The organism is Nonomuraea sp. NPDC050663 (genome assembly GCF_044456985.1).
Taxonomy (GTDB): Bacteria; Actinomycetota; Actinomycetes; order Streptosporangiales; family Streptosporangiaceae; genus Nonomuraea.
The window spans coordinates 20,093-44,691 of the sequence record NZ_JBITGL010000026.1 but is presented as its reverse complement, the minus strand read 5'-3'; the positions used below and the strand labels follow the sequence as shown (position 1 = coordinate 44,691).

General features: G+C 68.5%; 37 protein-coding genes. 29 read left to right on the top strand and 8 right to left on the bottom strand.

From position 1 onward, the window contains the following. The first annotated feature begins 116 nt into the window (after positions 1-116). The gene (locus tag ACIBH1_RS45340) at positions 117-458 is read left to right on the top strand and encodes a hypothetical protein (RefSeq protein WP_397320318.1); all 342 of its coding nucleotides are present in this window, start codon (positions 117-119) and stop codon (positions 456-458) included. Here ACIBH1_RS45340 and ACIBH1_RS45335 read toward each other — a convergent pair. Beyond that, the gene (locus ACIBH1_RS45335) at positions 455-751 is read right to left on the bottom strand and encodes a hypothetical protein (RefSeq protein WP_397320317.1); all 297 of its coding nucleotides are present in this window, start codon (positions 749-751) and stop codon (positions 455-457) included. The genes ACIBH1_RS45340 and ACIBH1_RS45335 overlap by 4 nt on opposite strands. 231 nt (positions 752-982) lie before the next feature. Between ACIBH1_RS45335 and ACIBH1_RS45330 the strand changes: the two genes are divergently transcribed. The 7 genes from ACIBH1_RS45330 to ACIBH1_RS45300 all read left to right on the top strand — a co-directional run bounded on the left by ACIBH1_RS45330 (position 983) and on the right by ACIBH1_RS45300 (position 5,987). Continuing rightward, positions 983-1,735 carry a hypothetical protein gene (locus ACIBH1_RS45330; RefSeq protein ID WP_397320316.1) on the top strand — a complete coding sequence of 251 codons (753 nt, stop codon included), beginning with the start codon at positions 983-985 and terminating at the stop codon, positions 1,733-1,735. A 193-nt stretch (positions 1,736-1,928) separates the two neighbouring features. After that, a complete protein-coding gene (locus ACIBH1_RS45325) occupies positions 1,929-2,144 on the top strand; it encodes a hypothetical protein (RefSeq protein WP_397320315.1) in 216 nt (71 codons plus the stop codon). Then, the gene (locus ACIBH1_RS45320) at positions 2,141-2,326 is read left to right on the top strand and encodes a hypothetical protein (protein ID WP_397320314.1); all 186 of its coding nucleotides are present in this window, start codon (positions 2,141-2,143) and stop codon (positions 2,324-2,326) included. Before ACIBH1_RS45325 ends, ACIBH1_RS45320 begins: the two co-directional genes overlap by 4 nt. A 484-nt stretch (positions 2,327-2,810) precedes the next feature. Beyond that, entirely contained in the window at positions 2,811-3,611 is an 801-nt protein-coding gene (locus ACIBH1_RS45315) for a hypothetical protein (RefSeq protein WP_397320313.1), read from the top strand. 1 nt (position 3,612) lies between these two features. Next, positions 3,613-4,350: a hypothetical protein gene (locus ACIBH1_RS45310; RefSeq protein ID WP_397320312.1), complete on the top strand. Its 738-nt coding sequence runs from the start codon at positions 3,613-3,615 to the stop codon at positions 4,348-4,350. A gap of 81 nt (positions 4,351-4,431) precedes the next feature. Beyond that, the gene (locus ACIBH1_RS45305; protein WP_397320311.1) at positions 4,432-5,118 is read left to right on the top strand and encodes a hypothetical protein; all 687 of its coding nucleotides are present in this window, start codon (positions 4,432-4,434) and stop codon (positions 5,116-5,118) included. A 479-nt stretch (positions 5,119-5,597) separates the two neighbouring features. Beyond that, positions 5,598-5,987 (top strand): hypothetical protein, encoded by a 390-nt coding sequence (locus ACIBH1_RS45300; protein WP_397320310.1) that lies wholly within the window; start codon positions 5,598-5,600, stop codon positions 5,985-5,987. Between the two features lies 1 nt (position 5,988). On the opposite strand, the gene ACIBH1_RS45295 is transcribed toward ACIBH1_RS45300, so the two are convergent. Further along, positions 5,989-6,477, bottom strand: a complete 489-nt coding sequence (locus ACIBH1_RS45295; RefSeq protein WP_397320309.1) for a hypothetical protein — start codon at positions 6,475-6,477, stop codon at positions 5,989-5,991. Between the two features lie 582 nt (positions 6,478-7,059). Here ACIBH1_RS45295 and ACIBH1_RS45290 point away from each other — a divergent pair. From ACIBH1_RS45290 to ACIBH1_RS45260, 7 genes are all read left to right on the top strand, one after another. Continuing rightward, a complete protein-coding gene (locus ACIBH1_RS45290) occupies positions 7,060-7,329 on the top strand; it encodes a hypothetical protein (RefSeq protein WP_397320308.1) in 270 nt (89 codons plus the stop codon). Next, the gene (locus ACIBH1_RS45285) at positions 7,326-7,613 is read left to right on the top strand and encodes a hypothetical protein (protein WP_397320307.1); all 288 of its coding nucleotides are present in this window, start codon (positions 7,326-7,328) and stop codon (positions 7,611-7,613) included. Before ACIBH1_RS45290 ends, ACIBH1_RS45285 begins: the two co-directional genes overlap by 4 nt. A 10-nt stretch (positions 7,614-7,623) precedes the next feature. After that, positions 7,624-7,902 (top strand): hypothetical protein, encoded by a 279-nt coding sequence (locus ACIBH1_RS45280; protein WP_397320306.1) that lies wholly within the window; start codon positions 7,624-7,626, stop codon positions 7,900-7,902. After that, on the top strand, positions 7,899-8,375 hold the full coding sequence (locus ACIBH1_RS45275) for a DUF6221 family protein (protein WP_397320305.1): 477 nt from the start codon (positions 7,899-7,901) through the stop codon (positions 8,373-8,375). The genes ACIBH1_RS45280 and ACIBH1_RS45275 overlap by 4 nt, the downstream gene beginning before the upstream one ends. After that, positions 8,368-8,754 (top strand): DUF6221 family protein, encoded by a 387-nt coding sequence (locus ACIBH1_RS45270; RefSeq protein WP_397320304.1) that lies wholly within the window; start codon positions 8,368-8,370, stop codon positions 8,752-8,754. Before ACIBH1_RS45275 ends, ACIBH1_RS45270 begins: the two co-directional genes overlap by 8 nt. Positions 8,755-9,064: 310 nt before the next feature. Continuing rightward, positions 9,065-9,346: a hypothetical protein gene (locus ACIBH1_RS45265; RefSeq protein ID WP_397320303.1), complete on the top strand. Its 282-nt coding sequence runs from the start codon at positions 9,065-9,067 to the stop codon at positions 9,344-9,346. A 204-nt stretch (positions 9,347-9,550) separates the two neighbouring features. Continuing rightward, a complete protein-coding gene (locus tag ACIBH1_RS45260) occupies positions 9,551-9,763 on the top strand; it encodes a helix-turn-helix domain-containing protein (protein WP_397320302.1) in 213 nt (70 codons plus the stop codon). A 119-nt stretch (positions 9,764-9,882) separates the two neighbouring features. Here the strand turns inward: ACIBH1_RS45260 and ACIBH1_RS45255 are convergent, their stop codons facing one another. Beyond that, entirely contained in the window at positions 9,883-10,458 is a 576-nt protein-coding gene (locus tag ACIBH1_RS45255; protein ID WP_397320301.1) for a hypothetical protein, read from the bottom strand. Between the two features lie 127 nt (positions 10,459-10,585). Between ACIBH1_RS45255 and ACIBH1_RS45250 the strand changes: the two genes are divergently transcribed. Together ACIBH1_RS45250 and ACIBH1_RS45245 are read left to right on the top strand one after the other, a co-directional pair. Further along, on the top strand, positions 10,586-11,038 hold the full coding sequence (locus tag ACIBH1_RS45250; RefSeq protein ID WP_397320300.1) for a hypothetical protein: 453 nt from the start codon (positions 10,586-10,588) through the stop codon (positions 11,036-11,038). Next, complete coding sequence (locus ACIBH1_RS45245) at positions 11,031-11,279, top strand: hypothetical protein (RefSeq protein ID WP_397320299.1); 249 nt, start codon at positions 11,031-11,033, stop codon at positions 11,277-11,279. Before ACIBH1_RS45250 ends, ACIBH1_RS45245 begins: the two co-directional genes overlap by 8 nt. A gap of 277 nt (positions 11,280-11,556) precedes the next feature. Here the strand turns inward: ACIBH1_RS45245 and ACIBH1_RS45240 are convergent, their stop codons facing one another. Further along, entirely contained in the window at positions 11,557-12,120 is a 564-nt protein-coding gene (locus ACIBH1_RS45240; protein ID WP_397320298.1) for a hypothetical protein, read from the bottom strand. A gap of 26 nt (positions 12,121-12,146) precedes the next feature. Beyond that, the gene (locus ACIBH1_RS45235; RefSeq protein ID WP_397320297.1) at positions 12,147-12,512 is read right to left on the bottom strand and encodes a PadR family transcriptional regulator; all 366 of its coding nucleotides are present in this window, start codon (positions 12,510-12,512) and stop codon (positions 12,147-12,149) included. Positions 12,513-12,553: 41 nt separating this feature from the next. On the opposite strand from ACIBH1_RS45235, the gene ACIBH1_RS45230 reads away from it, so the two are divergent. Further along, positions 12,554-13,810, top strand: coding sequence for a DNA cytosine methyltransferase (locus ACIBH1_RS45230; RefSeq protein ID WP_397320296.1), 1,257 nt, complete (start codon positions 12,554-12,556; stop codon positions 13,808-13,810). Positions 13,811-14,204: 394 nt separating this feature from the next. Here the strand turns inward: ACIBH1_RS45230 and ACIBH1_RS45225 are convergent, their stop codons facing one another. Next, positions 14,205-14,453: a hypothetical protein gene (locus tag ACIBH1_RS45225; RefSeq protein WP_397320295.1), complete on the bottom strand. Its 249-nt coding sequence runs from the start codon at positions 14,451-14,453 to the stop codon at positions 14,205-14,207. Between the two features lie 30 nt (positions 14,454-14,483). On the opposite strand from ACIBH1_RS45225, the gene ACIBH1_RS45220 reads away from it, so the two are divergent. After that, positions 14,484-15,269 (top strand): DNA adenine methylase, encoded by a 786-nt coding sequence (locus tag ACIBH1_RS45220; RefSeq protein WP_397320294.1) that lies wholly within the window; start codon positions 14,484-14,486, stop codon positions 15,267-15,269. Here the strand turns inward: ACIBH1_RS45220 and ACIBH1_RS45215 are convergent. Then, positions 15,259-15,474, bottom strand: coding sequence for a hypothetical protein (locus ACIBH1_RS45215; protein ID WP_397320293.1), 216 nt, complete (start codon positions 15,472-15,474; stop codon positions 15,259-15,261). The genes ACIBH1_RS45220 and ACIBH1_RS45215 overlap by 11 nt on opposite strands. A gap of 65 nt (positions 15,475-15,539) precedes the next feature. Here ACIBH1_RS45215 and ACIBH1_RS45210 point away from each other — a divergent pair, with 65 nt between their 5' ends. From ACIBH1_RS45210 to ACIBH1_RS45180, 7 genes are all read left to right on the top strand, one after another. Then, positions 15,540-16,553: a hypothetical protein gene (locus ACIBH1_RS45210; protein WP_397320292.1), complete on the top strand. Its 1,014-nt coding sequence runs from the start codon at positions 15,540-15,542 to the stop codon at positions 16,551-16,553. Next, the gene (locus tag ACIBH1_RS45205; RefSeq protein ID WP_397320291.1) at positions 16,550-16,852 is read left to right on the top strand and encodes a hypothetical protein; all 303 of its coding nucleotides are present in this window, start codon (positions 16,550-16,552) and stop codon (positions 16,850-16,852) included. The genes ACIBH1_RS45210 and ACIBH1_RS45205 overlap by 4 nt, the downstream gene beginning before the upstream one ends. Beyond that, on the top strand, positions 16,852-17,574 hold the full coding sequence (locus tag ACIBH1_RS45200; protein ID WP_397320290.1) for a ParB/RepB/Spo0J family partition protein: 723 nt from the start codon (positions 16,852-16,854) through the stop codon (positions 17,572-17,574). The genes ACIBH1_RS45205 and ACIBH1_RS45200 overlap by 1 nt, the downstream gene beginning before the upstream one ends. A 27-nt stretch (positions 17,575-17,601) precedes the next feature. Next, positions 17,602-18,078 carry a hypothetical protein gene (locus tag ACIBH1_RS45195; protein WP_397320289.1) on the top strand — a complete coding sequence of 159 codons (477 nt, stop codon included), beginning with the start codon at positions 17,602-17,604 and terminating at the stop codon, positions 18,076-18,078. Beyond that, positions 18,075-19,361 (top strand): PBSX family phage terminase large subunit, encoded by a 1,287-nt coding sequence (locus ACIBH1_RS45190; protein ID WP_397320288.1) that lies wholly within the window; start codon positions 18,075-18,077, stop codon positions 19,359-19,361. Before ACIBH1_RS45195 ends, ACIBH1_RS45190 begins: the two co-directional genes overlap by 4 nt. A 157-nt stretch (positions 19,362-19,518) precedes the next feature. Beyond that, a complete protein-coding gene (locus ACIBH1_RS45185; RefSeq protein WP_397320287.1) occupies positions 19,519-19,986 on the top strand; it encodes a hypothetical protein in 468 nt (155 codons plus the stop codon). A gap of 1 nt (position 19,987) precedes the next feature. After that, a complete protein-coding gene (locus tag ACIBH1_RS45180) occupies positions 19,988-20,446 on the top strand; it encodes a hypothetical protein (RefSeq protein WP_397320286.1) in 459 nt (152 codons plus the stop codon). Here the strand turns inward: ACIBH1_RS45180 and ACIBH1_RS45175 are convergent. Continuing rightward, the gene (locus tag ACIBH1_RS45175) at positions 20,443-21,192 is read right to left on the bottom strand and encodes a sulfotransferase family protein (protein ID WP_397320285.1); all 750 of its coding nucleotides are present in this window, start codon (positions 21,190-21,192) and stop codon (positions 20,443-20,445) included. The two genes, ACIBH1_RS45180 and ACIBH1_RS45175, sit on opposite strands and share 4 nt — an antisense overlap. A 14-nt stretch (positions 21,193-21,206) precedes the next feature. Between ACIBH1_RS45175 and ACIBH1_RS45170 the strand changes: the two genes are divergently transcribed. From ACIBH1_RS45170 to ACIBH1_RS45160, 3 genes are all read left to right on the top strand, one after another. After that, on the top strand, positions 21,207-21,911 hold the full coding sequence (locus ACIBH1_RS45170) for a hypothetical protein (protein ID WP_397320284.1): 705 nt from the start codon (positions 21,207-21,209) through the stop codon (positions 21,909-21,911). A gap of 75 nt (positions 21,912-21,986) precedes the next feature. Further along, entirely contained in the window at positions 21,987-22,943 is a 957-nt protein-coding gene (locus tag ACIBH1_RS45165) for a hypothetical protein (RefSeq protein WP_397320283.1), read from the top strand. A 60-nt stretch (positions 22,944-23,003) separates the two neighbouring features. Further along, the gene (locus ACIBH1_RS45160; RefSeq protein WP_397320282.1) at positions 23,004-24,569 is read left to right on the top strand and encodes a phage portal protein; all 1,566 of its coding nucleotides are present in this window, start codon (positions 23,004-23,006) and stop codon (positions 24,567-24,569) included. Positions 24,570-24,599: the final 30 nt, after the last annotated feature.

Sequence of the window (24,599 nt, the reverse complement as noted above, 5' to 3'; positions counted from 1 at the left end):
GTTTGTGCTGACGCCCTTCCCTCAAGGGCCGCCAGGAGGATCTTGAGGGGAGTGGTGTGGCTGCAGAACTCGTCGGGGAGGTCGCCGCGTGGCTCGGAACCCCAGCAGCGAGAGGGATGACGCAGGCTGAGCGGGTCGTGCTGTTCATCATCGCCGAGCGGTCGAAGAAGGAGACACGCCGCATGCTGTGGCACCGCGGCGACCGCGACGACGACGGCAAGAAGATCACCCTCACCGAAACCATCTGCCTGCGGGCCGGCCTCGGCCCCCGCGGACTCAACGAAGTCCTGCAGCGGCTCGCCGCCCGCGGGCTCGAGGTGCGGATCGCGATCGGCACCGACGCGTCGGGGCGAGTGGTGTTCGCCCGGCGCGGGCACGCGGTCGACTACCGGCTGCCGGAGCTGCCCGCCTCGGTCCAGATGCCGCCGAGGACAGGCCACGCTCCGGCCGTACCCTAAGCGGCCAGCTTCGGAGGCTCCTCGCCATCCTGATCAGGGTCTTCGTGGCGCTCCTCGACGGCCTGGTCGTCGCGCTCGTCAACCTCGGCCGCGCCCTTCGAGTTGCCCCTGCCGGGGAACAGCAGCTCGATGATGACCGCGACGACCGCGACGACCGCCGCGGCGGAGGCGACGCGGTCGTTCGGCACCAGCACACCCAGCACGGCGGCGGCCACGAGGGCCAGGATGATCCGACGCTGCCGCGTCGCGACCAGCCATGAGGCACACTGGATGATGAACCGGAAGAAACGCATGTGACGTGCTCACTTTCGGTCGGCATCTGTCCGAGGCTGCTGCCTGAAGGTCGCGAGCCAGAGCGGCAGCAGTCCGGACAGTGTCCGGATTCTCCGGACACTGAATCCATTAAAAACCCCTGATGACGCTGGGATGCGGCGCGCACCGGACAACGACCCACTAGGGTGACAAGTGGGAGATATCTGGAGTACGCCGGGATTCCGCCCGGGTCAAATAGGAAGCATTCACACATGCCCAAGAAGCCCCTCGGCCGGCCCAAGGCCCCGCCCGGACCCCAGTACGACTTCTTCGACTTGCTGCAGCGCACCGTCCGGCGGCACGACGATCCATCTCTGGACCAGCTCGCCCTGGCGACGCATCGCAGCAAGGCCGTGCTTCACCGGCACCTCGTCGGACCAAGGCTCCCGAGTGTTGATCTCCTGGATCGCCTGCTTAGGGCTCTGAAGTGCTCACAGGAGGAGCGGGAGGCGATCGGAGCGGCGTACACCGCAGCTCACGAGGACCAGATCGAGCGCACCCGCAATGCACAACAGCAGCAACCTGCGGAGTCTCGCCCTGTCACGGACCTTGCCTATGACCTTTCCTTCCTTCGTCAGCAAGGGCTGCTCGCCATGTATGAATGGGCGTCGGAGCTGCGGCGTCTGCGAGCTGATGCCGGGAACCCGAGCCTGCGCGCGATCATGGACGAAGCTGACAGGCAGGGAATCCAGCGAATCTCCAGGGGCGGGCTGGCTGAATGGCTCACTGGCCGCGGAATGCCGCGCAAGTTCGAGGCCGTCGAGCCTGTGATGGAGATGCTGGAGCGGGTCGGGACCGGGGTCGGTGTGGACAGTGAGGTAGACCCACTGCGCCGCGACCACTGGCGGAAGCTGTACAACCGGGCGCAGAGTGAGCGGAACCTGCTCTCCCACAGCGCGGCCCTGATTGGCGACACGGGGGTCGACCGAGGGCAAGACCTGTGGATACCTCCTAGACGATCATGAGTTAGGTCACGGTGAGAGCGTGGCCCGTACTCCACGCTGCGACCGTACCCTAACCCCCTGTTAGGCCACGCCCAGACCGTAGCCCCTGTCCGTAACAACCTCCCTTCACTGATATCCAGAGAAAGATCCCGCCGACCACCTACAGCTGTAAGGGGGAGATGATCACGCCTCGAACCTGTGGAGAACCGGACAGATGACCATGGGACGCGTCACCGCCTACGCCATCACCTGCGACACCGAAGGCTGCCCCCTCGGCGCCGCCAACTTCGACAACAACCTCGACGACCTCCGCGCCTACGCCGCCGCCCAAGGCTGGACCCGCTGCGCAGACGACCGCGACCACTGCCCCGACCACTCGCCCCGGGTCCAGCGCACCTTCCTCGACGTCCTCCTCGGCCGAACCCGATGACGCACCCGCTCTTCCACCGCGGCCAGTTCTACTCCTGGGCCTACGAACAGACCATGACCCGCCTCGGCCGCCGCGAACTCCACGGCCTCCATCACGCCTGGGTCCGCAACCGCGCCGACGCCGTACGCGACCAGCCCCGCCTCGCCGCCATCAAGACCGCATACCGCCGCAAGCGCAGGTAGTTGGCGTACCCCACCACCAGCCACAGGGCCGCTGACCAGCACAAACGCGGGAAGCGCAGAAGCGGGCACCCCCCGACACCCCACGCAGGCCCCCGCCGTACCCCTCGTCGCTGCTGCCTTTCACCACAGACACCGTTGCAGGCGGACGCAACAGTGCCACAGCAGTGCCCCTAGAAGGAGCTGCAAGGGGTCACAGGCGGACGAACAGGGCAAGGTCGGTACAGTGAGACCAGAACGCACCCAAGGCGGTCACAGAGGCACTACAGGGACGCACAGAAGATCCGAGCAAAGTAGACCGTAGTCCGGTTAGGGGATTTGGGGGAGGGGTGAGGCTGTGCCGTCGCCGGCGCGCGTCCCCGCCGGCGCCCTGCCGAACGATCTTGGAACGGGCGGCGACATAGCCTCTGGCCAGGCTTTATAACGATCAGCTAACTTTCACTATCGCGTATACCTATATCCCCTTGACGTGCGTCATGATCGCTCCATGTCCATCACACAGAACACGCGAGGCGCACTCGCCGCACTGGCCCTAGCGGTCAGCACGGCAGGCGCTTTCGCTCTCACCGTGGACCCCACGTGTGAGACACCGGGGATCGTGTGCATCCCCGGTCCCCCCGGTCCTGCCGGAGCCACCGGCCCCGCTGGAGCCCCTGGCCTGTCGGCCTACGACCTGGCCGTGCAGCAGGGCTACACCGGCAACCTGTCGGAATGGCTGGAGTCCCTTCGCGGCCCCGCTGGACCCACCGGCACCCCCGGTCCCACCGGTCCGCAGGGAAGCACCGGCCCCACCGGCCCCGCTGGCCCTATCGGGTCGCCTGGCCCCAAGGGGGAGAGGGGCGAACGCGGGGAGACCGGTCCCACCGGCCCCGCAGGCAAGCCGGGTACGCCCGGTCCCAGCGGTTCCCCCGGTCCGAAGGGCGACCGTGGCGACGTGGGGCCTACCGGCCCCGCTGGCGCTGTCGGCCCCGCTGGCTCCCCCGGTCCGAAGGGCGACCCAGGGCGCGCCGGTACCGACTCGGCCAGCACCCGACGCGACCCCGCCAACACCCCCACGAACACCCCCACCGACACCGGCATGGGCGACACCCGCAACACGTCGTCGGGCTTCCCCGTCGCGCCCGTGGCAGGCGGGGGCATCGGCCTGGTCCTGCTGGCCATCGCCACCGCTGTCGCGCTGAAGCACCGGCGCGCGAACCATGCCCGTCAGGCGACGATTCCTAGCGGTTCCGCTACCAACCCTGCTGACGGCACCCCCGCCGTTGGCGACGACACCAAGGAGATCTGACATGCCCCCCAAGAGCAAGCCCACCACCAGCAAGCCCGCCCCCGTGGAGCCGACCCCCGCCGTGCCCGCGCGGCTCACCGTGGCGGAGATCAAGGCCGTGTTCATCGGCTTCCTGTCGTGGCTCTGCACCATGGCCGACGGCACCGTGAAGTCTCCCGTCATGCTCCCTTCCGGGCTCACGGCGGACGGCAGCAAGAACAGCCCACAGCGACTCGCCTACCGGTGCGACGGTGCCCGCGTGTCCATCGCGGGCATGGTCGGCGCGCAGCGTCACGGCTGGACCATGGCCGCGAAGTCGTGGCCGGTCATCGGTCGTCTCTCCGCTGGTGAGGTCGAGGCCGCAGGGCTGTTGGCCCTGGTCTACGGCACCGAAGTGGAGCCGTTCACGCTCGACATCCTGACCAGCACCGGCCACACCGATGGGGCGCTGATCGGTGCGCTCTGGCAGGCGAGCCGCGATGACGTGGCCAACCCTGTCGCGACCCTGGTTGCCGCCCTGGCACCCAAGGTCAAGGCCGAGTCCGGTCCCAAGGTGACCCTGTCGGACGCAGAACAGCAGACCATCAAGGCCCTGCTCGGACTGCCCGTCGACCACCCGATGCACGCTTCGGGACTCGACTCGCTGACCGCCGAAGCGCAAGAGGTCTACAAGGCGCGACGTGCCTCGAAGGACGCTAAGGCCGCGATCAGGGCCGCCGCTGAAGCCGCGCAGGCCGACCAGCAGAACGACCAGGCGTAACGCCTGAGGCCGGTACCCGCCCGACCGAAACAGGCGGGTACCGGCCCCACTTCCCCCGATCGTACCTAGCAGGGAGCAACCATGCTGATCACTGCCAAGCATCCGCAGGCAATCCAGGCAGCCAAGGACGCAGCCAACGCGCGGGAGACCCGAAACGCGCACCACGACGCGTGCCCCAAGTGCGCGCACCGGGCCAACCGTTCTCAGGCGTGCCCTCTGGGAAAGATCATTCTGGACACCGTGTCGAGGCTGGAGAGCCAAGCGCGTGACACGCTCACGGCCTACCTGCCTCCGGGCACGCCCGTCTACTACCGGCTGGGCAAGTGGACCGTTCGGGGCCTGTCGAGTAGGGCACCTTCGGAGGGCTACCGGCTCGAAGCGCTGGAGGGCGGGTTCGCGCGGCTTGCCCTGGTCGAGGACGTCACGCCGCGCGACGGAGTAGGCGAGCATGAGCGCATCTCGGCCGTGCGCTCGACGGCGTTCGCCCTACAGTCGGCGCTCCGGAAGTGCGGCGTACGCGCCACCCTGACCGCGCGGTGGCTCCCTGACGGGGTCGGCGTTGACGTGCAGGTGATGATCGGAGAGCTGTCGCAGGACGCGCCGGAGTGGGCGCGCCAGTACTGGGCATCGCTCCACAGCATGGCCACGCGCCTGCCCGCCCTGGCGCGCGTGTCCACATCACCGGCCACGTTCGCCAAAATCGCGGGCGCGGCTCAACGGCTGAGAATCCAGGCCGACAAGATGGACCGCCTGTCACGCGCTGAGTGACCGCCCCGAAGCCGCGCGACCGAACCCCGGTCGCGCGGCTTCCGCATGCCGGGGGTACCCCCCTGCCTGGCGGCCGGCAGGGGCCGCCCCGCTCTTCTTTGTCCGCGAAAGTTTTTGATCTTGTTAGGGTGTGCGGGGGAGGTGTTGTGTCTGGTTGTGTGTGTGTTGGCCCGTGTAACAGGGTGTCGCGTGAGGCGTGGGCGGTGTTTTTGGGGGCTCGCGAGGTGCATGCGGGGGCTGTTGATCGGTGGGTGGGTGGGGGTTGTCGGGGTTCGATTCCTGCTGAGCCGGTGGAGCCTGCTGTGGAGTGGCGGGTGGGTGAGCCGCTGGTGTGTGGGCGGTGTCGGGGGTCGGTGCGGCGGGCGCTGCTTGAGGTGGATGTGTTGGCGGCGCGGTTGCGTGCGGAGTCGGAGGGTCTGGGGGCTCAGACGAGGCAGTCGCGGGTGTCGGGGTCGAGGCCTAAGCCTGTGGTGTCGCCGGTGGGGGATCTGCTGGATGAGCTGACGGGCGAGCTGTTGTGGTTGGAGGACGAGGCTCGCGCCGGGCTGGGCGTGGCGGGTCGTGCTCCTGGTGCTCGTGGTGCGCTGGCCAGGTCGAGGGCGATCTCGTGGCTGGTGGAGGAGGGCCGCCTGGAGGTGGTGCTCGCGGTGGAGGCGGTCGCGGAGCCGCTGGTGGTGGCGGCGCTCGGCTGGGAGTCGAAGTTGCGGCGGGCGCTGGGGGAGACGCCGGGGTGGTCGCCGGCGCGGTGCGTGTGCGGGGCGCGGCATCTCGCCTGGGACGCGAAGGTGGGGTTCTTCGTGTGCGGCGAGTGCGGTCGGCACGTGTCGGAGGTGGAGGAGCGCGGCCTGGTCGTTGAGGAGGCCGGGTAGGTCACACGCACTCGGCGACCTTCCGGCTCTCAGTTTCCTGGGAGAACCAAACTCCGTAGTCGAGCACCTCAGCCCCCCATTCGTTGAATGACACACGGCGGGCAGGCTCGCCTCCTCTCTCAATGCTCCAGAGTTGATCGTCGAGAGGATGGCTGTGCCGCAGCTCGAGGCTGAAGTCCGGGGGGTTGTCTTCGAAGGCGATGAGCTCTACCCGGAATTCACCTTCCGAGCAGGGGGGGAGTTCTAACCAATAGCTCACGTGCATGATCCTTCCTGCACCCTCGCTCGGAATGCTGGTGAATTGGGCGACGGCCATGGTGGAAAGTGTGTTCGCGTTTCTGATGGTGAAGAGATACGGGCCGCGCCCTCTTGACCTCGGCGCGGACGATGTCACTCGGCGAGCGAACTGCACGAGGTGGTCCATGCGCTGTTGTTCGTCGATCTGGGCAGCTTTCTCCGAAGCGGAGTATGCCAATGTGGCGACGATCACTGCGGCGACGGTGGCGAGCGCGGTAATGATCGTGCCCCATCGGATCGCTCGCCCTTCACGAGGCCGACGATGCTCGTCTGCTCGACGACGTTTCCGATAGGCGCGTTCGGCCGCTAACCGCGTACTCTTCGGCGAAGATCTCGGCGGCTGCAGGCGAACTCGGGCGGGCCGTAGACGTGTCTCCGGTTTCTGCGCGGGTGGGGCGGGTTCGGAAACGGGGTCGAGCTGGTTGGCGAGGTGGCGGAAGATCCGAGCGAGGCGCGGATGTGGCATATGTCCATGATGCTCAAGCTGACTGACTGGCCGCAGGAAGATGATCGAGGAGACCCCGGCTAAGTTCGAGTTGGTGGTGAGGTCGGCGTTCCATCGCGCGTGCGGGCCGAGTCGCGTCGGTCGGTCGGTGACACGCTCGCTTTCCAGATTTTTGTTCTGTAAGTGCCTGATGACTTGCAGGAACTACTGATTCTCGCAAGTAACTTCTGTGATCTTGAAAAGGTAGGCCTGAGGGCCTTCTAACCCTTGATAACAGTCATTATCGCAGTCTAGGACATAGATCATCTCCGAGACCGTTGAAGGAGAGACATGCTCCCTCGCGTGTACGTCAAGCGCTCCACGACGGTGCGCGCGGTACGGCTCGCCACCGACAACCACGACGACGTCATCGCCTGGCTGGCCGAGCACAACGTCGCCGCCGAGCGGTCATGGACCGGACGGCCAGGCCTGGTGATCACCTACTGCAGCGGCGTCACCTGGTGGCTCGACGTGGGGGAGTGGGTCATGGTCGACGGCGACGGCCAGGCGGACGTGATGGTCGACGAGAAGTTCGTCGACGCCTATGAGGAGGTCGGATGAACCCGAACGACGACAGACCCGTGATCGCCGACGCGAGCTCGACGCCGGCGCGGCCGCGGTGGCGCATCCTGCTCGAAGCCGGGTCGCTCCATCTCGGCGGCACGTGGCTGCACGAGTGCCGGAAGCCGGACTGCGACCGGGCGGTGCCGGTGAACGTGCTGTTCTGCTGCCCGGCGTGCAGCACGGCCGACGCCGGACGCTACGAGCTTGACGCGCACTCGGGCGGGTGCGACGAGACGTGGGTGGAGCGACAGCGGCAAAGTCGCCTGCTGGGCCTGGAGTAGGAGGACCTCGGTGACCATCACGCCGACGCGCCGCGTGCACACGCTGACCCGGCGCCGCTACCGCAAGGAAGGCAAGGACGCGCACCTGATGGCATGCGACCAGCTCCGGGCGACAGAGATGCAGATCAGCGACGGCTTCTGGGAGTGCGACTGCCCGTACGGCTGCGAGTACGTCCGGTTCGAGGCCGTGATGCGGTGCCGCCACGGCCACGAGGACCTGTTCATGTGGGGCCAGTTCGGTACGAGCGACCTCGTGCTGGCGGAGATCGCGAAGGGCGGGAAGCGGTGAACGAGCTGGTGGAGTTCATGAAGGTCCGCCTCGACGAGGAGGAGCGGGCGGCGCTGGCGTGGCCGGAGGACCAGCGAACCTGGAAGGCGGTGGGCGGCAAGAGCACGATCCGCTACAGCAACGGCCGCTCGGAGAACTTCCGCGTCATCGATGTCGCCGGGGACGGCTTCCTCGGCTGGGATCGCATCATGGTCGCTCGCGACCTCGGCGGCCTGGTCGAGCACATCGCCGTCCACGACCCCGCGCGCGTGCTGCGTGAAGTGGCGGCGAAGCGGAAGCTGCTCGCCGACTACGAGCACACGGTGAGGCTGCGCGACGAGGCCGCGGCCCGGGTGGAGGACGTTGAAGAGGGTCCGATGACGAGGGACTTCATGGTGTGGGAGAACGCAGTGCGCGAGGTGGCGCTGTTGGAACGGTGGTTGGAGCAGCTGGCCGCGCCGTACCTGCAGGCCGAGGGCCAGCGCGGTGAGTGACCTCGTCGGCTTCCTGCGGGACCAGCTTGACGAGGAGGAGCGCGACGCGGGACTAGCCATGGCCGCTCTCCTGCCGGCGCGCATGCTGACCGGGGGCGAGCAGGTGACGGTGCCTGTCGAGCGGGTGCTGCGACAGCTCCCGAAGGAGCTGGCGCAGCACATCGCACGGCATGACCCGCCCGCGGTGCTGGCGGACGTCGCGTCGAGGCGGCAGATCCTCGCCGACCACCGTATGACGCAGGCCGAGGCCGTGACCGAGGACGACTCCCTGTTCTGGGAGGAGTGCCGCGAGTGCGGGGGCGAGTGGCCGTGCCGTACGGTGCGCAGGCTGGCGGCCAGGTATGAGCGCCTGCCCGGGTTCAAGGACGAGTGGCGATGAGCGAGCCACTGCCCGCGATCAGACGTAGCGTTTCCGCTAGGTGTTGCGCCAGGTCAGCAGGTGTGTCACACTTCCTGCCAGCGGTCCCCGTGTGTCTTCCGGCAGGCCGCTGACCTGGGGTAAGGCGGGAGAGCCGTTCGCGCGAGGGCGGCTCCCCACCGCCTTCCAGCGAAGCGAAGCGCTGAGATCCATTCTGAGACGTCGATTCGCGCGCCTATCCGATCACCTTCACGCGGTTCTGATCGCGTCACAGCGTGGACTACAGCGCTCCGCTTCAAGGTCCTGTCAGGTCCGGAATCGCCTCATACGAGTGCTTTCGCACGGAATGCGAGGTGAGGCGATCCCGCCGCACCCGACGCCCGTCACCGCCGCCCAGGCCGCCGAACGGCTCGAGCGGACGCCCGCCACGATCCGCCAGTGGGCGATCAGGTATGGCGCCCGCCAGCTCGGCCGCGCCGGCCGGGAGACCGTCTACGACTACGCCGACCTGGCGTCGATCGAGGCGTGCATCTGGCGGGGCGAACCGGTCCCACCGACGCCCGCGGACCGCGACGACCTACGCGCCCAGCTTGTCTGGGAGGCAGCAGCATGACCGAGCCGAGATCGTTCAGGGCTGCGTGAGGCAAGGGTTTCGGTTGCGGCTGACCACGCCAAGCATGGGACCGAATTAGGTATCGACCGCCACCCTTGCGCTGACCTGGGCAAACGTCTCGGCTCACACCAGACAGTCCCTGCATTCTGTCTGGTATAGCGCTGGGCTCGTCATGCCCATACAACTGACTCGAAGGAACCCCTCATGATCCACGTGAAGAGACAGGTCCGCATCGCCGGTGCCGAGCGCGTCGCTCTCGCCCAGGCCGTCCGCGAGCAGTACGAAGCCGGGCAGACGATCCGCGACATCGCCACGGCGATCGGCCGCTCGTACGGCTTCGTCCACCAGCTGCTGCGCGAGGCCGAGGCCGAGGTGCGCGGCCACGGCGGCACGCGCAGTGCGGTGGCGAGCCAGTAAAGCGGAAAGCCCCGAACCCGTGAGGGGCCGGGGCTTCGCTCGCACGAACTCTGAGCCAGTTACGTGATGCCCGGACGCTACACGGGATGATCGCGAACGGCAACAAACCGGACAGACGATCACGGCACGAGCAGGTTGATCGCCACGCCGATCGGGATGGACACCAGCACGCCGAAGGCGAAGAACGTCCACTGCTGGCGCTTCCCGGCCGCGACGTTGGCGTCGATGACCGTCTGGGCCGCCCCGGCCATGAGGGCTTGGATCTTCTCAGCCTGTTCTTGGTTCACTTCAAGCATGCGCTGCTGTTCGGCAGAACGTCGAGCCAGCTCCTCGTTGGCCACCTGCTGTGCGTGTAGTTCACGAGTCAGTTCGTCCATCAGCTCTGCAGTTTGCTGCAGAGACGTTGTGATCTTGGAGCTCAGGTCGCGCAGGCGCACTCCGGGAACACCCGCAAGGACCTTGACGGCATCCTCGTATGCCGAGCGCTGCGACCGGTAGTTGTCGCGGATGATGAGTGTGAGACCTCCCACGACTATGGCAGCGAGGGTCGCCCACTCCACCCAATCCGGAGTCACCGTGATTAAGAGCCCCAAGGCAAAGAGGACTGGTATGGCGAGCAGCATGCCTGCGCCAATGCCAGCAAGCGAGCGAAGCGTGAACTTGAGCGGAGGAGGCGGGGGCTGGGGCGTCGGCATGCCCGCCATCCTGCCGGATAAGCATGATCGTGAAGGGCGTTGATCTCTGGTCGTAATCGAGGCTAAGCCTACGGATTGCGGTGGTACGGTCACGATCGAATGTCCCCTCGCGAATCGGACAAAGATCATGAGCGACACCCTGATCGTCTCGCCCCCACGCCTGCCTGGCTACCTCGCCGAGATCGAGGTCGCCGACTGGTCCCTCCACCTTCGACGCGTCGATGTGTCGAACCTGGCGGCGGTCCTCGACAACCTCGACACCGGGCACCCCGGCGGCTCGATCCTCCTCGATGGCGATGGCGACGAGGAACTGGTGCTCACCGTCGCTCTGCGTCCAGGCGAGGCCATCCTTCGTGTCGAGCGCGACGGCGAATGGGACCCGAACCACGCCGTTCTCGACGCGGCAGCGTGCGAGAACGCTCGCACGGCCCTCCGCGCCGCCATCGCCGCCGACAGGGCCGCATCAGCCGGTGACCCGATTCCTCCGGGCGTACAGGTCGCCCTCGACGCCAGGGAAGTCATCATGGACACGATGCGCCGCGAGCTGGAGGAATACCGGAGGGGCGGGCACGGTGACTGAGCACGTGGTCTCCACGCTGCCCGCCCGCAAGATGGACGCCCATACCCCGTTCTTCCGCTGGGCCTGCTCGTGCGGCGACCGAGGCACCAGCACCTTCGGCTACGTCGGCCAGGCCGAGCGGGCCGGCCGCGACCACGCCGCGGCGAAGGCCGAGCTGGAGCGTCTGCGTCAGGTGGAGAAGTCGAGCGGGTCAGGGACGGGACACCCGTCGCCGCAGGTCCGCATCGAGATCGGGTTGTAGCGGAACCAGGACTGGTGGTTGTGCATCCAGTCGGGGAGTGCCACTCGATCAGGCACTCCCATTCGCCTCCTGGCGGCCGCCGCCACACCCGCAGGATCGCGTGCCTGACCTGGCCGTCTTCGTAGAGCACATCTACGACCTGGCGCGGGTTGACGGCCTTCTGCTCTCCGGTGCCGCCGCTGGCGTCCTCCAGCATCGGGCGGGCGAACCGGTGCCACCGCGAACACGCTGCCGAGTAACGCATCCGGCCATTATCGAACATGCTTTCGCGCCTCTGCTACTCGGCCAAGGCCTTCTCTAGCCGAGACAGAAGCTGTTCTAGGTGGCTTGGGCAAGGCGCGAAAAGTGGACCCATGGCTCGCCTCTTGTCCGGAGGCATGGTTCGCACCTCTCTCAGCATCCTGTGGAGCTCGTTGACTGTCACCTGGGTCTGCCATGTACGGAACACGTCGTGATCGGCGGTGAACTTATCCCGATCCAGAAGCAGGATCCTGTCGATCGAGACCCACTCGCGGGACGGTACGTGATGCCCGGTATCTGCGGGAGTTGGCTCAGGAACCGATTCTAGAGATCGGAACAGACGCAGCTTCTGCCTCATGGCCGCCCAGGTGTGGCGGGCCCGCCTGCCTGTCAGCACCGCGACCCCGCACACGAGAAATCCGATGGCTGTGGCCAGCTTGAAGAGCTTGCCGGGCCGGTCGTTGATCAGCGCGATCCACTCTTCCGCGCGACCGGCAGCGTCGTCGGGATCGCAGGATTGCAGGTAGGCGGCGCGCCGTATCAGCTTGCGGGCCAACCAGGGCGAGATGTCGCAGCTCTCGTTGACGATCAGCCCGAGCACGACTCCGAGGATGATCTCTCGGCTACTCAACGGGTACCGCCAGCCAGGAGGCCGAGCAGCCACGTCAGTGGCGCAAATCCCAGGGTCGGCCTTGGCGTCAGCGCTGCGGGACGGCGCTGCGTGAGCAGTGCACGAGCGGCGGGGATGCCTTCGCCGGTGAGCGAGTAGTAGCGGCGGCGGGGGCCGGGGTTGTCGGGTTCGAGCTCTTCCCAGCGTCGTTCGATCCATCCGGCTTCGTGGAGCCGGTCGAGGGCGCGGTAGACCGTGGGGCCGTTGCGCTTGGTGGCCTTGATGATGGCCCAGCCGTGCAGCTCTTCGTTCTGCTGGTGCGCTCGGAGGAGCGCTTCCAGGACGTCGAGGGTGGGTCCGGTGACCCGTTCGATCCCTGCCATGCCTCTATCGTACCTAGGTACATTAAGGAGTGCGCGGGGATTTGCTGACCGCCATCTCCTTATTCGCCGGGGTCGGCGGCTTCGACCTCGCCCTGCAGCGCGCGGGCGTCCGGGTGACGGCCGCCGTCGAGATCGACAAGGCCGCGCGTCGGGTGCTGGCCGCCCGCTTCCCCGACACCGTGCTGTTCTCCGATGTGCGGGAGGTGACCGGTGGCCGCCTCCTCGCAACCGGCTTTACCCCCGAGCAGGGGATCGTCACCGCAGGTTGGCCCTGCACCGGCAACAGCGTCGCCGGTCGCCGGCGAGGCCTCGACGACGACGGCTCCGGCCTGTGGTCGGAGGTGCGGCGGCTGCTCGCCGAGCTGCGCCCGGCCTGGTTCATCGGGGAGAACGTCCGCGGGCTCCTCTCGGTCAACCAGGGCACGGACTTCGCGCAGATTGTCGACGACCTGGCCGAGCTCGGGATGGGGTTCGCCTGGAGGGTGTTCGACGCTCGATACTTCGGAGTGGCCCAGCGACGCCGTCGTCTGCTCGTTGTCGGACATGCTGGAGGATCACCGGACGGTCCCCGCGAAGTACTTCTTGAGCCCGGCCGCCGCGGCGTCGATCCTGCGCCGGGCGGCCAGGCGGCGCAGGACGTTGCCGGAACCCTTGGCGGAGGCACTGGCAGTCGTGGCTGGTGCAACGACCTCGACCGGATGACGTTCCTGCCCGTGGTCGAGCCGATCACCGGGCCGATCGTGGCGTCGGCGCTCACCTCGAACATGGCCGGAGCCGGGGGTGGAGTCGATGACAACACCGCCCAGGCCTGGCACATCGTTCCTGCAGGGGTCGGGGTCAGGAGGCTGACCCCGACCGAGTGCGAGCGGCTGCAGGGCTTCCCGGACGGCTGGACCGACGTGCCCGGCTGCTCGGACGCCGCCCGCTACCGGCAGATGGGCAACGCCGTCCCGGTGCCGTTGGCCGAGTGGGTCACCCGCAGAATCAGGCGGGCGTCACGCAACCCGGATGGCGATATCCCCTCAGCAGTGCCTCAGGATCGACACGACGCGGCCAGTGAGCGCGTGATGGAACTGCTTGCTGCTCTTCCCCGTGGGGACGCGCCAGCACTCGTTCCAGCCACCGACTGCGTCGGTGAGCGTCACCGTGAAGTATCTGACGGCACTGCAGTGGTTGTTGACGTAGATCCGGGTGTTGGTCAGTCCACGTTCCCACGAGAAGTTGATGCTTCCCGGCTCCCACTCACAGCTGAAGGAGCGAGTGGCAGCGGTTCCCGCCGTGTCGGCGAGCGCGGGTGATCCGGTTCCGATGAGCCCGGCCGCTCCCAGCGTTAGTGCGCTGAGCAGCGCGGTGACATGACGTCGCATGGTGATTCCCTTCGCGGATATTGCTGTCAGCCATGAGAGGAATCCAGCAACCGGACCGTGACGCGGGTCGCGGGAGTGTGAGCCGGATCACGCGGCCCATCGGCGTCATTCTGCCGAGCGTGGCCCCAGCCGCCGGGTAGCCCTTGACCACTCAGAACCTGCGCTGTCCGGCACGCATGCCCCGTGACCTGCGGTGGTCCTCCACTTTGGGGCTGGGGCCACGCTCGGGAAAAGGACACCAAGAGCCTTAAGTTGCGCAATCGTCACCGCGTACTTGGGGTCCCCGTAAGAAACGTGTCATGGGCCCCAAACGAGCGGCTCTACTTCAGGCTGCTTTCCTGGCAAGCGCCTGGTCGGCTTCGGAGCCGAGCAGCTGCGCGGCGGCCGACAGCTCGGTGAGCAGCTCGGCGTCCATCGCGTCGAGCGTGGCCGTCAGGCCCTGCACGTCGCCCCGGTACGCCCACCCCATCGCGCCCTGCGCGGCGAAGGTGCGGCCCACCGTCACGAAGGCCTTCTGCATGTCCGCCATGGCCTTGGCGAACGCCTTGTATTCGCTGGTCGGTTCGTCGTTCACATCACTCCTCACGATCGATCGGGGACCGCCATGGGGCTGCGCCCTCCGTTCCAGTACTACGGCGCGAAGGGCAAGCTGGCCCCGTTCCTGGCGAGCCTACTGCCGCCGCACGAGGTGTATGTCGAGCCGTTCGCCGGGTCCGCCGCGGTGTTCTTCGCGAAGAAGCCCGCCAAGATCGAGACGATCAACGACCTCAACGGCGACCTGATCGCGTTCATGCGCACCCTGCGCGACCAGCCCAAGGCGCTGATCCGGGCGGTGCAGTTCACGCCGTACGCCCGCGCCGAGCACCAACAGGCCAAGCTCGGCGACGCCACCGCGACCGACCTGGAGCGCGCCCGCCGCTGGTGGATCCAATGCACCCAGTCCCGCTCCGGCGAAGCCGGCGCGTCCTGGCGCCGGCCGACCTCGAGGACGCGGGTGAACAACCCGGCCGGGGCGAAGCGGGCGTCAACGTCGCTGCGCTGGCATGCGGCGCGGCTGCGGGAGGCGTTCATCGAGCAGTGCGACGCGCTGGAGCTGATCCAGCGTATGGACTCGCCGACGACGGCGTTCTACGTCGACCCGCCGTACCTGCGCTCCACCCGCAACGAGTTCGGGTCGGGCCACTACGTCAAGGAGATGGACAAGGAGCACCAGCACGTTCCGCTGCTGAAGATCCTCGCCGCGTGCGAGGGCGCGGTGGTGCTGTCCGGCTACCGGTCCGACCTGTACGACGACATGCTGCCCGGGTGGCGGCGCATCGACTTCCGGGTGCGGAACGCCGCCTCCGACGAGCGGCGGCATGCCGTCGAGTCGGTGTGGGTCAACCGCTGAACCAGCGAGCCCGCTCCACCTGCTGCTGAAACTCGCAGCCGGGCGCGATGTAGCGAGGTGAAGCGATTCCGTGTCGTAGCAGCCCGACGAGCCGTTCGTGCCGCTCGTCGATCATCTCCTGGATCAGGCTCCGCTGCTTGCCGGTCTCCTGCTGCTCGTCACGCTGACGGACGTGCTCGTCGCACTCGCACTGTCGCTCGCTCACGGCCTCATGCTCCCACCGCGCGCCCCTCGCGCGAGCGGGATTCCCCTCACCCTCTGGAGTTCGCCATGTGGTGGCACTCGACCAACTACCTGAAGCAGGACGGCCCGACCAAGGGCATGCTGGCGCACCGCCGCTACTCCCTGTACGAGACACCGAGGCTGATGCTGCGCTGCCGCCTCTTCGGCCACAAGCCCGTCGTGGACGGGCACGGCCCGATCGGCGAGGCGCTCAGCGCGGCCCGATGGGTGGTGTGCGACCGGTGCGGTGTCCGGCCTGACCCACAGGGCAGCCTCGACCCCGAGCGGTACGCGATCGGCGAGCCGTACACCGGGCGACTCGACAACGTGGTCTTCATCACGGAGTTCCGCGAGTCCGGCGGCCACCGGCGCCCGCCGGGTCCGTGGCCGGTGAAGCCGACCGGCGACATGCACGCCGAAGTGGTCGTCGGCCAGACGTGGGGCGTCTTCTCGGCCGAGCTGAAGGTCGGCAACTGCGGCAGTGACAACAAGATCGGGGCGCACCTGCGGATGTGGCCGATCGGTGCCATCTACCTCGGCTTCGGCTCGCACGGCACCTGGCTGCAGCGCCGCCTGAACCCGGACGGATACGAGTCGCGCGTGATCAGCCTCAACGTCGGCGAGTGGCGGATCGGCTGGAAGCTGTGGGCCCGCCGCGACGCCTGGTCGGCCGGCGAGCCGCGCTGGATGCAGGGCTTCATCTCCCTCGACCTGGCGCAGAAGCTGTTCGGCCCGAAGCGCTACTCCTACAAGCCGGTCGAAGGTCCCACCTACCAGTGGGTGCGCCTCAATCACGGCGAGCTCCACCAGGTGCAGCTGAAGCTCCACAAGCAGCGGCTCGGCCGGCCCCGGCTGGAGTGGCGGGCGAAGTACAGCTGGACGGTGGAGTGGAAGGCCGACGCGCCCATCCCGGTCGGCGACGGCAAGACGCTCAGCAACGGCTGGGTGGACGTGCCCGAGGTGTCGGTCGAGAACGGCATGTGGGACCTGACCGCCGCGGCGCGCGCCGCACACCAGATCAACGAGCGCCGCGACCGCAGCGACTACCGGAGGCAGGCGTGAACATCCCTGCCTGGCTCCTCAACGCTGCGCACCGTCGCGGCGTCGTCCGCAGCCTGTCGAGCCGGTCCGGCAACATGGTGAACACGCCGATCGTGATGCGGTTCTCCGCGCGGACGTGGGCGCCGCACTGGCTGCTGAAGGCCTCCCTCCGCCACTCGTGGGCGATCATGAACCGCTCGAAGAGCGACGCGTACGCGCTCGCCCGGGTCCAGCGCTCCAACCAGGCGATGAGCGGGCTCGTCATCTGGGAGTTCACCTTCCGGCCGCTGGCCTACACCGATCAGAAGCGGGGGTGGTGATGGCGCGCATCAATGACCAGGAGTACGTGCTGCTGCCGGTGGATGCGGTCACCCCGCACCCGGACAACGCCAACCGGGGCAACGTCGACCTCATCGCCGAGTCGATCGAGACGAACGGCTTCTACGGCGTCGTCGTCGTGCAGAAGTCCCGCATGCGGGTCATCGCCGGCGAGCACCGGTGGCGCGGCGCCCGCGCCAAGGGCCTGGCCGAGTTTCCCGCCGTGGTGGTGGACGTCGACGACGAGACCGCCAAGCGGATCATGCTGGCCGACAACAGGACCAGCGAGCACAGCGAGTACGACGAGGAGCAGCTGGTCGCGCTGCTGCAGTCGCTGCCTGGCCTGGACGGCACCGGCTGGACCGACGACGACCTGGCCGACCTGCTCGACTCCCTCGACGACGAGATCGAGATCGTCGCCGACGAGCCGGGCACGGGCCGATCCTCCTCGCCTCCTCCTCGACCGGCTCACGCCGAGGACGACGCCGAGTCCGAGGAGGACGACGATGACGATCTCGACGAGGCCCTGGACGACGGGGACGAGCCAGCCCCCGCCGAGCCGCCACGGCCCAGAAGCGGACAGACCGCTGAGCTGATCGTGCCGCTCACCGCCGACGAGCACGCCGAAGCGTTCCAGCTCATGGCCGTCATCCGTGAGCGGGACGGCGACCTGTCGTTGCCTCAGCTGGTGCTCGCGGCGCTGCGCACGCACGCCAGAACGTAGCGGAATCGCTAGGAAGGACATCCCCTCATGCCGAAGGTCAACAAGGCCCGCGAGGTGGAGCTCGCCCAGCGCCGCTACCAGGCGGTGCAGATGCGCATCGCCGGGGTGCCGCTCGCCATCATCTCCGAGCGTCTCGGCTACTCCGGGCCCGCGTCGGTGTCGAAGGACATCGATCGGTCTTTGCAGAGGGCCGCCGCGCAGGAGCACATGGCCTCCGAGCACCTGCTGAAGCTGGAGATCGACCGGCTCGACCGGGTCATGGCCGCGCTGTGGCCCAAGGCGCTCAAGGGCGACGTCCAGTCCTGCGAGACGATCTTGAAGACGATCAACCGGCGCAGCTCCCTGCTCGGCCTCGACCTGATCAACCGCAACGGCGTCGGCGACACCGACATGGCCTCGCTGCTCGGCAACATGCTCGCCCAGCTGCAGGCCAAGCACCTGCCCGCGCAGCCGAACGTGGACGCCATTATCGAGGCCGAGGTGATCGCGGAGATCGAGGCGTGACAGCGGTCGTCGACGGGCCGCTGCTGTCGCCCAAGCAGGAGTTCGCCATCGCCGACTCCACCGCCCGCCTGAACTGCTTCCACGGCGCCATCCGCTCCGGCAAGACCGTCGCCTCGCTGATCAGGTGGGTCGCCTACATCGCCAACGCGCCGCGCGGCGGCTCCCTGGTGATCGTCGGCAAGACGGCGGACACGATCAGCCGCAACATCTTCGACGTGCTCATGGACCCGGCGATCATGGGGCCGATTTCGCGCCGCATCATCTACACGCGCGGGGCGCCGACCGCGAACATCATGGGCCGCCGCGTCGAGATCATCTCCTCCAACGACGCCCGCTCGGAGAACCGGCTGCGCGGCATGACGTGCGCCGGGGCGTACGTCGACGAGGCGACGCTGATCGAGCGGCCCTTCTGGGACATGCTGCTGTCGCGTCTGTCGGTGAAGGGCGCCCAGCTGTTCTGCACGACGAACCCGGACGCGCCCAACCACTGGTTCAAGAAGGACTTCCTGGACCGCTCTCACGAGCTGGACCTGAAGCACTGGCACTTCACCCTCGACGACAACCCGTTCCTCGACCCCGCCTACGTGAAGGCGCTGAAGGCCGAGTTCACCGGCCTTTGGTACAAGCGCTTCATCGAGGGCCTGTGGGTCATGGCCGAGGGCGCCATCTACGACATGTGGGACCCCGACATCCACGTCGTCACCTCGCTGCCGCCCATGGAGAAGTGGCTGGGCCTGGGCATCGACTACGGCACCACCAACCCGTTCAACGCCCTGCTGGCCGGGGTGTCGGTGCCGGACCGGATGGGGCAGCGCCGCATCTACTTCGCCGCCGAGTGGCGGTGGGACGCTCGCGCGCAGCGCCGCCAGCTGACGGACGGCGAGTACTCCAAGGCGCTGTCGGCGTGGCTGGCCAAGATCCCGGACACGTACGGGCCCGGCACCTACGGGGTGAAGCCGCAGTGGACGGTCGTCGACCCGTCCGCGGCCTCGTTCATCACGCAGCTGTACCGCGACGGCTGGTCGCCGGTCCCGGCCGACAACTCCGTCAACGACGGCATCCGCACGGTCGCGAACCTCATCTCGGCCGACCAGCTGCGCGTCCACGCCTCCTGCAAGGGCTGGCTGGACGAGGTCGGCTCGTACGCGTGGGACGACCGCAAGGCCGACAAGGGCGAAGACTCGCCGATCAAGCTTGACGACCACGCGCTCGACGCCGGCCGCTACCTGCTGCACACCACGCAGGCGGCGTGGCTGCCGCTGATGGAACGCCTCCCCGCCTGACCTCCCTGATCGTCCGCCCCGCCTACTCCGCGGGGCGGGCCCGCTCCGCGCCCCCGTCCCCGTGGGCGCGTCGAGCGCGGCTGTGGCCGCGCGCCGTTGAGGGGCGGCGCGCGGCCACAACGCAAGCCCCACCCATCGGAACAGCGTGAGGAGCCACGTGGACTTCGTTTTCAACATCTCCAAGGGGCGCGGGGTGGAGCTCTACCACCGCGTCAAGTCATCCGACCCGGCCGGTACGGCGCTCGTGGTGGTGGCGCTGGCGCAGACCGGCCTCGCCACCGACGCCGACCTGCGGATCGCCGACACGCTGTCGGCCATCCTCGGCGGCTCCTCCAACGAGGTGACCAACGTCGGCTACGCCCGCAAGGTGCTCGTGGCGGCCGACCTGGCCGCCTGGGCTCCGGACGACACCAACCACCGCACCGACCTGGACATCCCCGACCAGACGTGGAACAGCGTCGCCACAGGCGACTCGTGGGGCAAGCTGCTCGTCTGCTACCGGCCCACGGCCGGCGCGGCCGACGCCGACATCGTGCCCGTCTCAGGCCACGACTTCGTCGTCTCGCCGGACGGCACCAACGTGGTGGCGCAGATCGACGCCACCGGCTTCTACCGGGCGGCCTGACATGGCCAAGGCGGGTTACACGATCCAGGCGCCGTGGACGGCCGTCCCTGCCGGTGGCGCCGGTAAGACGCTGCTGCAGGTGACGCTCCCGTCCTCGTTCGGGCTGGAGATCAAGAAGATCCGGGTCGGGCTCAACGGCACCTCGGCCACGGCGGTGCCCGGCATCATCGACCTCATCGCCGCGACCGCGGCGGGGGCGAGCGTCACCAGCGCGACCGTGCAGCAGGTGTACGGCAGGACCATCGCGCACGGACTGACCGCCCAGCACACGCTGACGGGCGAGCCGACCGGCATCAGCGTGCTGGACCCGTGGCCGCTCTCGCCGAACGGCGGCCTGGTCCTGTACGACTGGCCGCTCGGCGACAGCCCCGACTTCGCCCCGTCGTCGATCTTCGGTATCCGCGCGACGTTCCCGGCGGCGGTGTCGGCGATGGTCACTCTGTGGGTCGAGCGCATCTAGGGCAGATAGCCCCAGTCGCGTGCGACCGGCCGCAGCAGCTCCGGCACAAGGTCAGGGGCCGGTAGCGGGCGAGGCGGCTGGACAGCGCCGGTGCGGATCTTGTCGCGCCAGTCTCCCAGGCCGCGCGGCCACTCGCTGTGGCGCGGCCCGTAGTGGAGCATGGCCGGCTCGAAGTCGACGCCGAGGAAGCCGCACACGTCCTGCAGCACCGCTTCCGGATCTGCGGTCAGCTGCTCGTACCGGACTGTCCAGCCTGGCAGGGCGGCGCGGGCGTCGGAGACGGCGTCCATGCAGCCGCGCAGGTATCGGGCAGAGGCGGCGGGGCCGTGCCGGGTGGCTTCCAGCCACGAGGTGAGCACGCTGCCCGGGTGCCGCAGCAGGAAGATCCAGCGGGCATCGGGCCAGCAGGAGGCCAGCCGCCGCCAGTGCGGCACGTCCGTGGGGCTCTTGTGCACCAGCGTGGCCTTGCCCGACCGGGCGAGCAGCTGGTGCGCCAGCTGGTCCCACAGCAGGTAGTCCAGCTCGTCCTGTCCGCCGAGGTCGCCGAGCGCCAGCCGCGCGGGCGGGGACGCGGCGGCGGAAATCTTGGCCAGCGGGATCTCGTGCGGGGCGTGCAGGCGGCTGTGGCCGCCGAGTACGGCACGCAGCAGCGTGGACCCTGACCGGGGGGCGCAGGCCACGATGACCGGCTCCTTCACCAGACGCACCGACGCCTTCTTCGACCAGCCCCGAGCCTCGCTGTTCATCTGAGGAGGTTACGGTGCCCGTCGAGGTTGATCCGTCGCTGCCGCTCGTGGCCACCGCGTACGACGCCCTGTCGGTCGGGCCGTTCAACACCCCCGCGGGGGCTCTCCTCGTCGTGGGGTTCGCCGGGTACGGGTCGTCGACCCCGCTGGCCGACGGCGTCACCTTCACCCTCCAGCAAGAGTCCCCGCTGTGGACGTACGCCCAGCTCTGGACGGCTCCGCTGACCGCAGCACGGACCGGGCTCGAGATCGAGATGCCCGCAGCGGAGATGGTCGGCGGGATGAAGGTATGGGTCGTGACCGGCCAGGCCTCCCCGGTGGCCGTGGGCCAGGGCGGCAGCGGGTCGCTGACGACCAACAACGCGACCGTCACCGGCTACAACAGCAGCAGGGCCGGAACGCTCGGCCTGGCCGTTGGCTACGAGGACGACCAAGTCGCCGAGACCGCGACGCCAACCACCTCCACCGACATCTTCGACCGCTACTACAAATCTGACCTTCACGGCCCGGGTGTCCCCGGGTCGGCTCTGTTCCTGCACAAGGCGGCGCCTGCGACGGCGGCCGGGCAGGCGGTCACGTTCAACCTGAACGCCCCCGGCACGGCCGCTGCCGACTGGCATTGGGCCGCGATCGAAATCCTCAACGCGCCCGACGCGCCCTCGCCGCCGCGCATCGTGCACGCGGCCCGCGCTGCAACGCACCGAGCATCGAGTTGGTAGCGGAGGTGAGCGATGGCCCGCCCAGGGCGTAGCTATCCCAACCGGCCCGTCATCGTCCGACCCCTCGCCGCACCGGTGGCGCGACAAGCCGTCGAGACCGACTCGGCCACCGCCTTCACCTTCGCCCGCGGCCGGTACGCGCACCAGGTGGAAGAGCACGACACCGCTCACCCGATCGCGGCGGCCAAGGTCGTGCCGGTCGGCAAGGCGTTGGAGTCGACGGAGCCCGGCCACGTCTCGCCCGTCAAGGCGGGCCTGGTCAAGCAGGCCAGCGAGACCGACACCGCCTCCACCACCGACGCCCGCAAGCGGGTTCTGGTCGGCCGCGCCGACGAGCACGACAGCGCCGGCATCATCCGGGCCAAGGCCCGCCTCTACACCGCGGTGCAGGCCGACATGGCGTTGCCGATCACCCCGGTCAAGGCGCAGACGATCGGCCGCGCCATCGACATGACGCTGCCGCGCCCCATCCGGGCCGCCAAGCAGCAGCTGGTCCGAACGGCGGCCGAGTCTGCGGCCAGCTGGCCGATCGAGGCGAACAAGTCCGCCTTCGTCGGCTTGGCCGTCGAGCACTCCTCCGGCGCCTCGATCTTCGTGGGCGCGTCCCTCGTTGTCGTCGTCGGCCGCGCCGACGAGATCACCCTTGCAGGCCGTATCGGGCGCGTCTGGCCGCTGCTGCGTGTCGGGCGGCCCAGGCGCTCGTGGGCGGCCCGCCTTCATGCGAGAGGAGCCGGTGGCGTGCAGCCGATCAGCAGCCTGTCTCGGGAGTACGTGTGGCTGTACGTCGAGGGGGCCTCCGGCGCTGAGCCGGTCGAGGTCGCCTTCACCGTGCCCGGCGTCGAGCCGGCCGAAGGCCAGTGGCATGACGCCGAGTGGAGCGGCCGAACTCTGGAGGGCGCGCACGCCCGCGTCCGGGTCGGCCCAGGCCCTGACGCTGTCGCCTTGGCCGAAGGCACCTGGCAGGCGTGGGTGCGCGTCACCCGCCCCGACATCGAGCCCGTCCTGCCGTCCGGCCTCGTCCCCATCATCTGACCATCGAGAGGGCCGACGTGTCCGCCCAGTTCAACGCACTGCCCACGGGGGAGGGATGCCATGCCGCTGCCTGAGCGTGACATGGAGTGGCCGCCTCCGAAGATCAAGCCCGAGATGCACCAGTACGAGATCCACGGCGCGTGGTACTCGGGAGACCCTGAACGGCTCGCGAAGGTGTACGGCGGAGCATTCGGCAGCCCGGCCTACGGCCTGGACGCCAAGGGCTGGGACCGTCCGCAGGTCAACCCGCTCGGCCTGTGGGGGCGGGTCACGTCGATGTTCTGGGCGCGCAAGCAGCTGCCCGGCCAGACGTTCACCCCGAAGCTGCACGTCCCGGTCGCCGGAGACATCGCCTCCACCAGCGCCGACCTGCTGTTCGCCGAGCCGCCGACGCTGCGCGTGCAGGGTGAGGACTCGCAGACCCGCCTGGAGAAGATCCTCGAAGAGGGCGGCGTGTACGGCGTCCTGCTCGAAGGGGCCGAGCTCGGCGCCGGGTACGGCGGCGTGTACGTGCGCGTCGGCTACAACACCGACGTCGCCGACTACCCGATCGTCGACCTCGTGCCCGCCGACGCCGGCGTGCCCGAGTTCGCCAACGGCCGGCTGAAGGCGGTCACGTTCTGGCGGGTGCTGGAAGACGACCACAAGACGGTCTGGCGGCACCTGGAGCGGCACGAGTCTGGTCGCGTCTTCCACGGCCTGTACAAGGGCACTGAGGACCGTCTCGGTGACGCGCAGCCGCTCGCCGACCATCCGGAGACCGCTGACTTCGCCAAGCTGGTCGACGCGGCGGGCGGGTTCGACACCGGATACAAGGGGCTGCTCGTCTCCTACGTGCCGAACATGCGTCCTCACCGGACGCTGCGCGGCACCAGTTTGGGCCGCTCCGACTACGCCGGGGTTGAGCAGCTCATGGACAGCCTCGACGAGGTCTACACGTCCTGGATGCGCGACATCCGGCTCGGCAAGGGCCGCGTCTTCCTGCCCGAGGTGTACCTGGAGAACCGGGGCCGCGGCCAGGGCGCGTCGTTCGACCCGGACCGCGAGTTCTTCTCCGGGTTGGGCATGCTGCCGTCGCCGAACAACGCGGGCAGCATGATCACGATCTCGCAGTTCGACATCCGCGTGGCCGAGCACAAGGAGTCGGCCAAGTCGCTGCTGGCGCAGATCCTGCGCGGCGCCGGGTACTCGATGCAGTCGTTCGGCGAGGACGACAACGCCGGGCAGGCGGCGACCGCGACCGAGATGCACATGCGCCGCCACAAGTCGTACACGACCCGCGGCCGGAAGACCGGCTACTGGACGCCGACGCTGGCGTGGCTGACGGACTGCCTGCTGACGGTCGACCAGAAGGTGTTCAACTCGAAGGTCGTCGCCGCCCGCGCCCAGGTCGAATGGCCGGACGGCGTCATGCCGGACCCGGAGGCGATGGCCCGCACGCTCGACTTCCTGAACCGGGCACAGGTCGCCTCCCTGGAGACGAAGATCCGCATGCTGCACCCCGAGTGGGACGACACGCAGGTGCGCGAGGAGACCAAGCGGCTGCGCGCCGAGCTCGGCGTGCTCGTCGAAGACCCGGCCAAGCTGCGCGAAACCTACATCCCCGACGCTCCCAAGGCAGCCTGACCCGGCCGCCCCTCCACGAAGGGGGTAGCG

Coding starts and splice junctions, on each gene's coding strand:
- ACIBH1_RS45340 (WP_397320318.1), top strand. CDS start 117: ATGACGCAGGCTGAGCGGGTCGTGCTGTTCATCATCGCCGAGCGGTCG.
- ACIBH1_RS45335 (WP_397320317.1), bottom strand. CDS start 751: ATGCGTTTCTTCCGGTTCATCATCCAGTGTGCCTCATGGCTGGTCGCG.
- ACIBH1_RS45330 (WP_397320316.1), top strand. CDS start 983: ATGCCCAAGAAGCCCCTCGGCCGGCCCAAGGCCCCGCCCGGACCCCAG.
- ACIBH1_RS45325 (WP_397320315.1), top strand. CDS start 1,929: ATGACCATGGGACGCGTCACCGCCTACGCCATCACCTGCGACACCGAA.
- ACIBH1_RS45320 (WP_397320314.1), top strand. CDS start 2,141: ATGACGCACCCGCTCTTCCACCGCGGCCAGTTCTACTCCTGGGCCTAC.
- ACIBH1_RS45315 (WP_397320313.1), top strand. CDS start 2,811: ATGTCCATCACACAGAACACGCGAGGCGCACTCGCCGCACTGGCCCTA.
- ACIBH1_RS45310 (WP_397320312.1), top strand. CDS start 3,613: ATGCCCCCCAAGAGCAAGCCCACCACCAGCAAGCCCGCCCCCGTGGAG.
- ACIBH1_RS45305 (WP_397320311.1), top strand. CDS start 4,432: ATGCTGATCACTGCCAAGCATCCGCAGGCAATCCAGGCAGCCAAGGAC.
- ACIBH1_RS45290 (WP_397320308.1), top strand. CDS start 7,060: ATGCTCCCTCGCGTGTACGTCAAGCGCTCCACGACGGTGCGCGCGGTA.
- ACIBH1_RS45285 (WP_397320307.1), top strand. CDS start 7,326: ATGAACCCGAACGACGACAGACCCGTGATCGCCGACGCGAGCTCGACG.
- ACIBH1_RS45260 (WP_397320302.1), top strand. CDS start 9,551: ATGATCCACGTGAAGAGACAGGTCCGCATCGCCGGTGCCGAGCGCGTC.
- ACIBH1_RS45255 (WP_397320301.1), bottom strand. CDS start 10,458: ATGCCGACGCCCCAGCCCCCGCCTCCTCCGCTCAAGTTCACGCTTCGC.
- ACIBH1_RS45250 (WP_397320300.1), top strand. CDS start 10,586: ATGAGCGACACCCTGATCGTCTCGCCCCCACGCCTGCCTGGCTACCTC.
- ACIBH1_RS45235 (WP_397320297.1), bottom strand. CDS start 12,512: ATGGCAGGGATCGAACGGGTCACCGGACCCACCCTCGACGTCCTGGAA.
- ACIBH1_RS45220 (WP_397320294.1), top strand. CDS start 14,484: ATGGGGCTGCGCCCTCCGTTCCAGTACTACGGCGCGAAGGGCAAGCTG.
- ACIBH1_RS45210 (WP_397320292.1), top strand. CDS start 15,540: ATGTGGTGGCACTCGACCAACTACCTGAAGCAGGACGGCCCGACCAAG.
- ACIBH1_RS45200 (WP_397320290.1), top strand. CDS start 16,852: ATGGCGCGCATCAATGACCAGGAGTACGTGCTGCTGCCGGTGGATGCG.
- ACIBH1_RS45195 (WP_397320289.1), top strand. CDS start 17,602: ATGCCGAAGGTCAACAAGGCCCGCGAGGTGGAGCTCGCCCAGCGCCGC.
- ACIBH1_RS45180 (WP_397320286.1), top strand. CDS start 19,988: ATGGCCAAGGCGGGTTACACGATCCAGGCGCCGTGGACGGCCGTCCCT.
- ACIBH1_RS45175 (WP_397320285.1), bottom strand. CDS start 21,192: ATGAACAGCGAGGCTCGGGGCTGGTCGAAGAAGGCGTCGGTGCGTCTG.
- ACIBH1_RS45160 (WP_397320282.1), top strand. CDS start 23,004: ATGCCGCTGCCTGAGCGTGACATGGAGTGGCCGCCTCCGAAGATCAAG.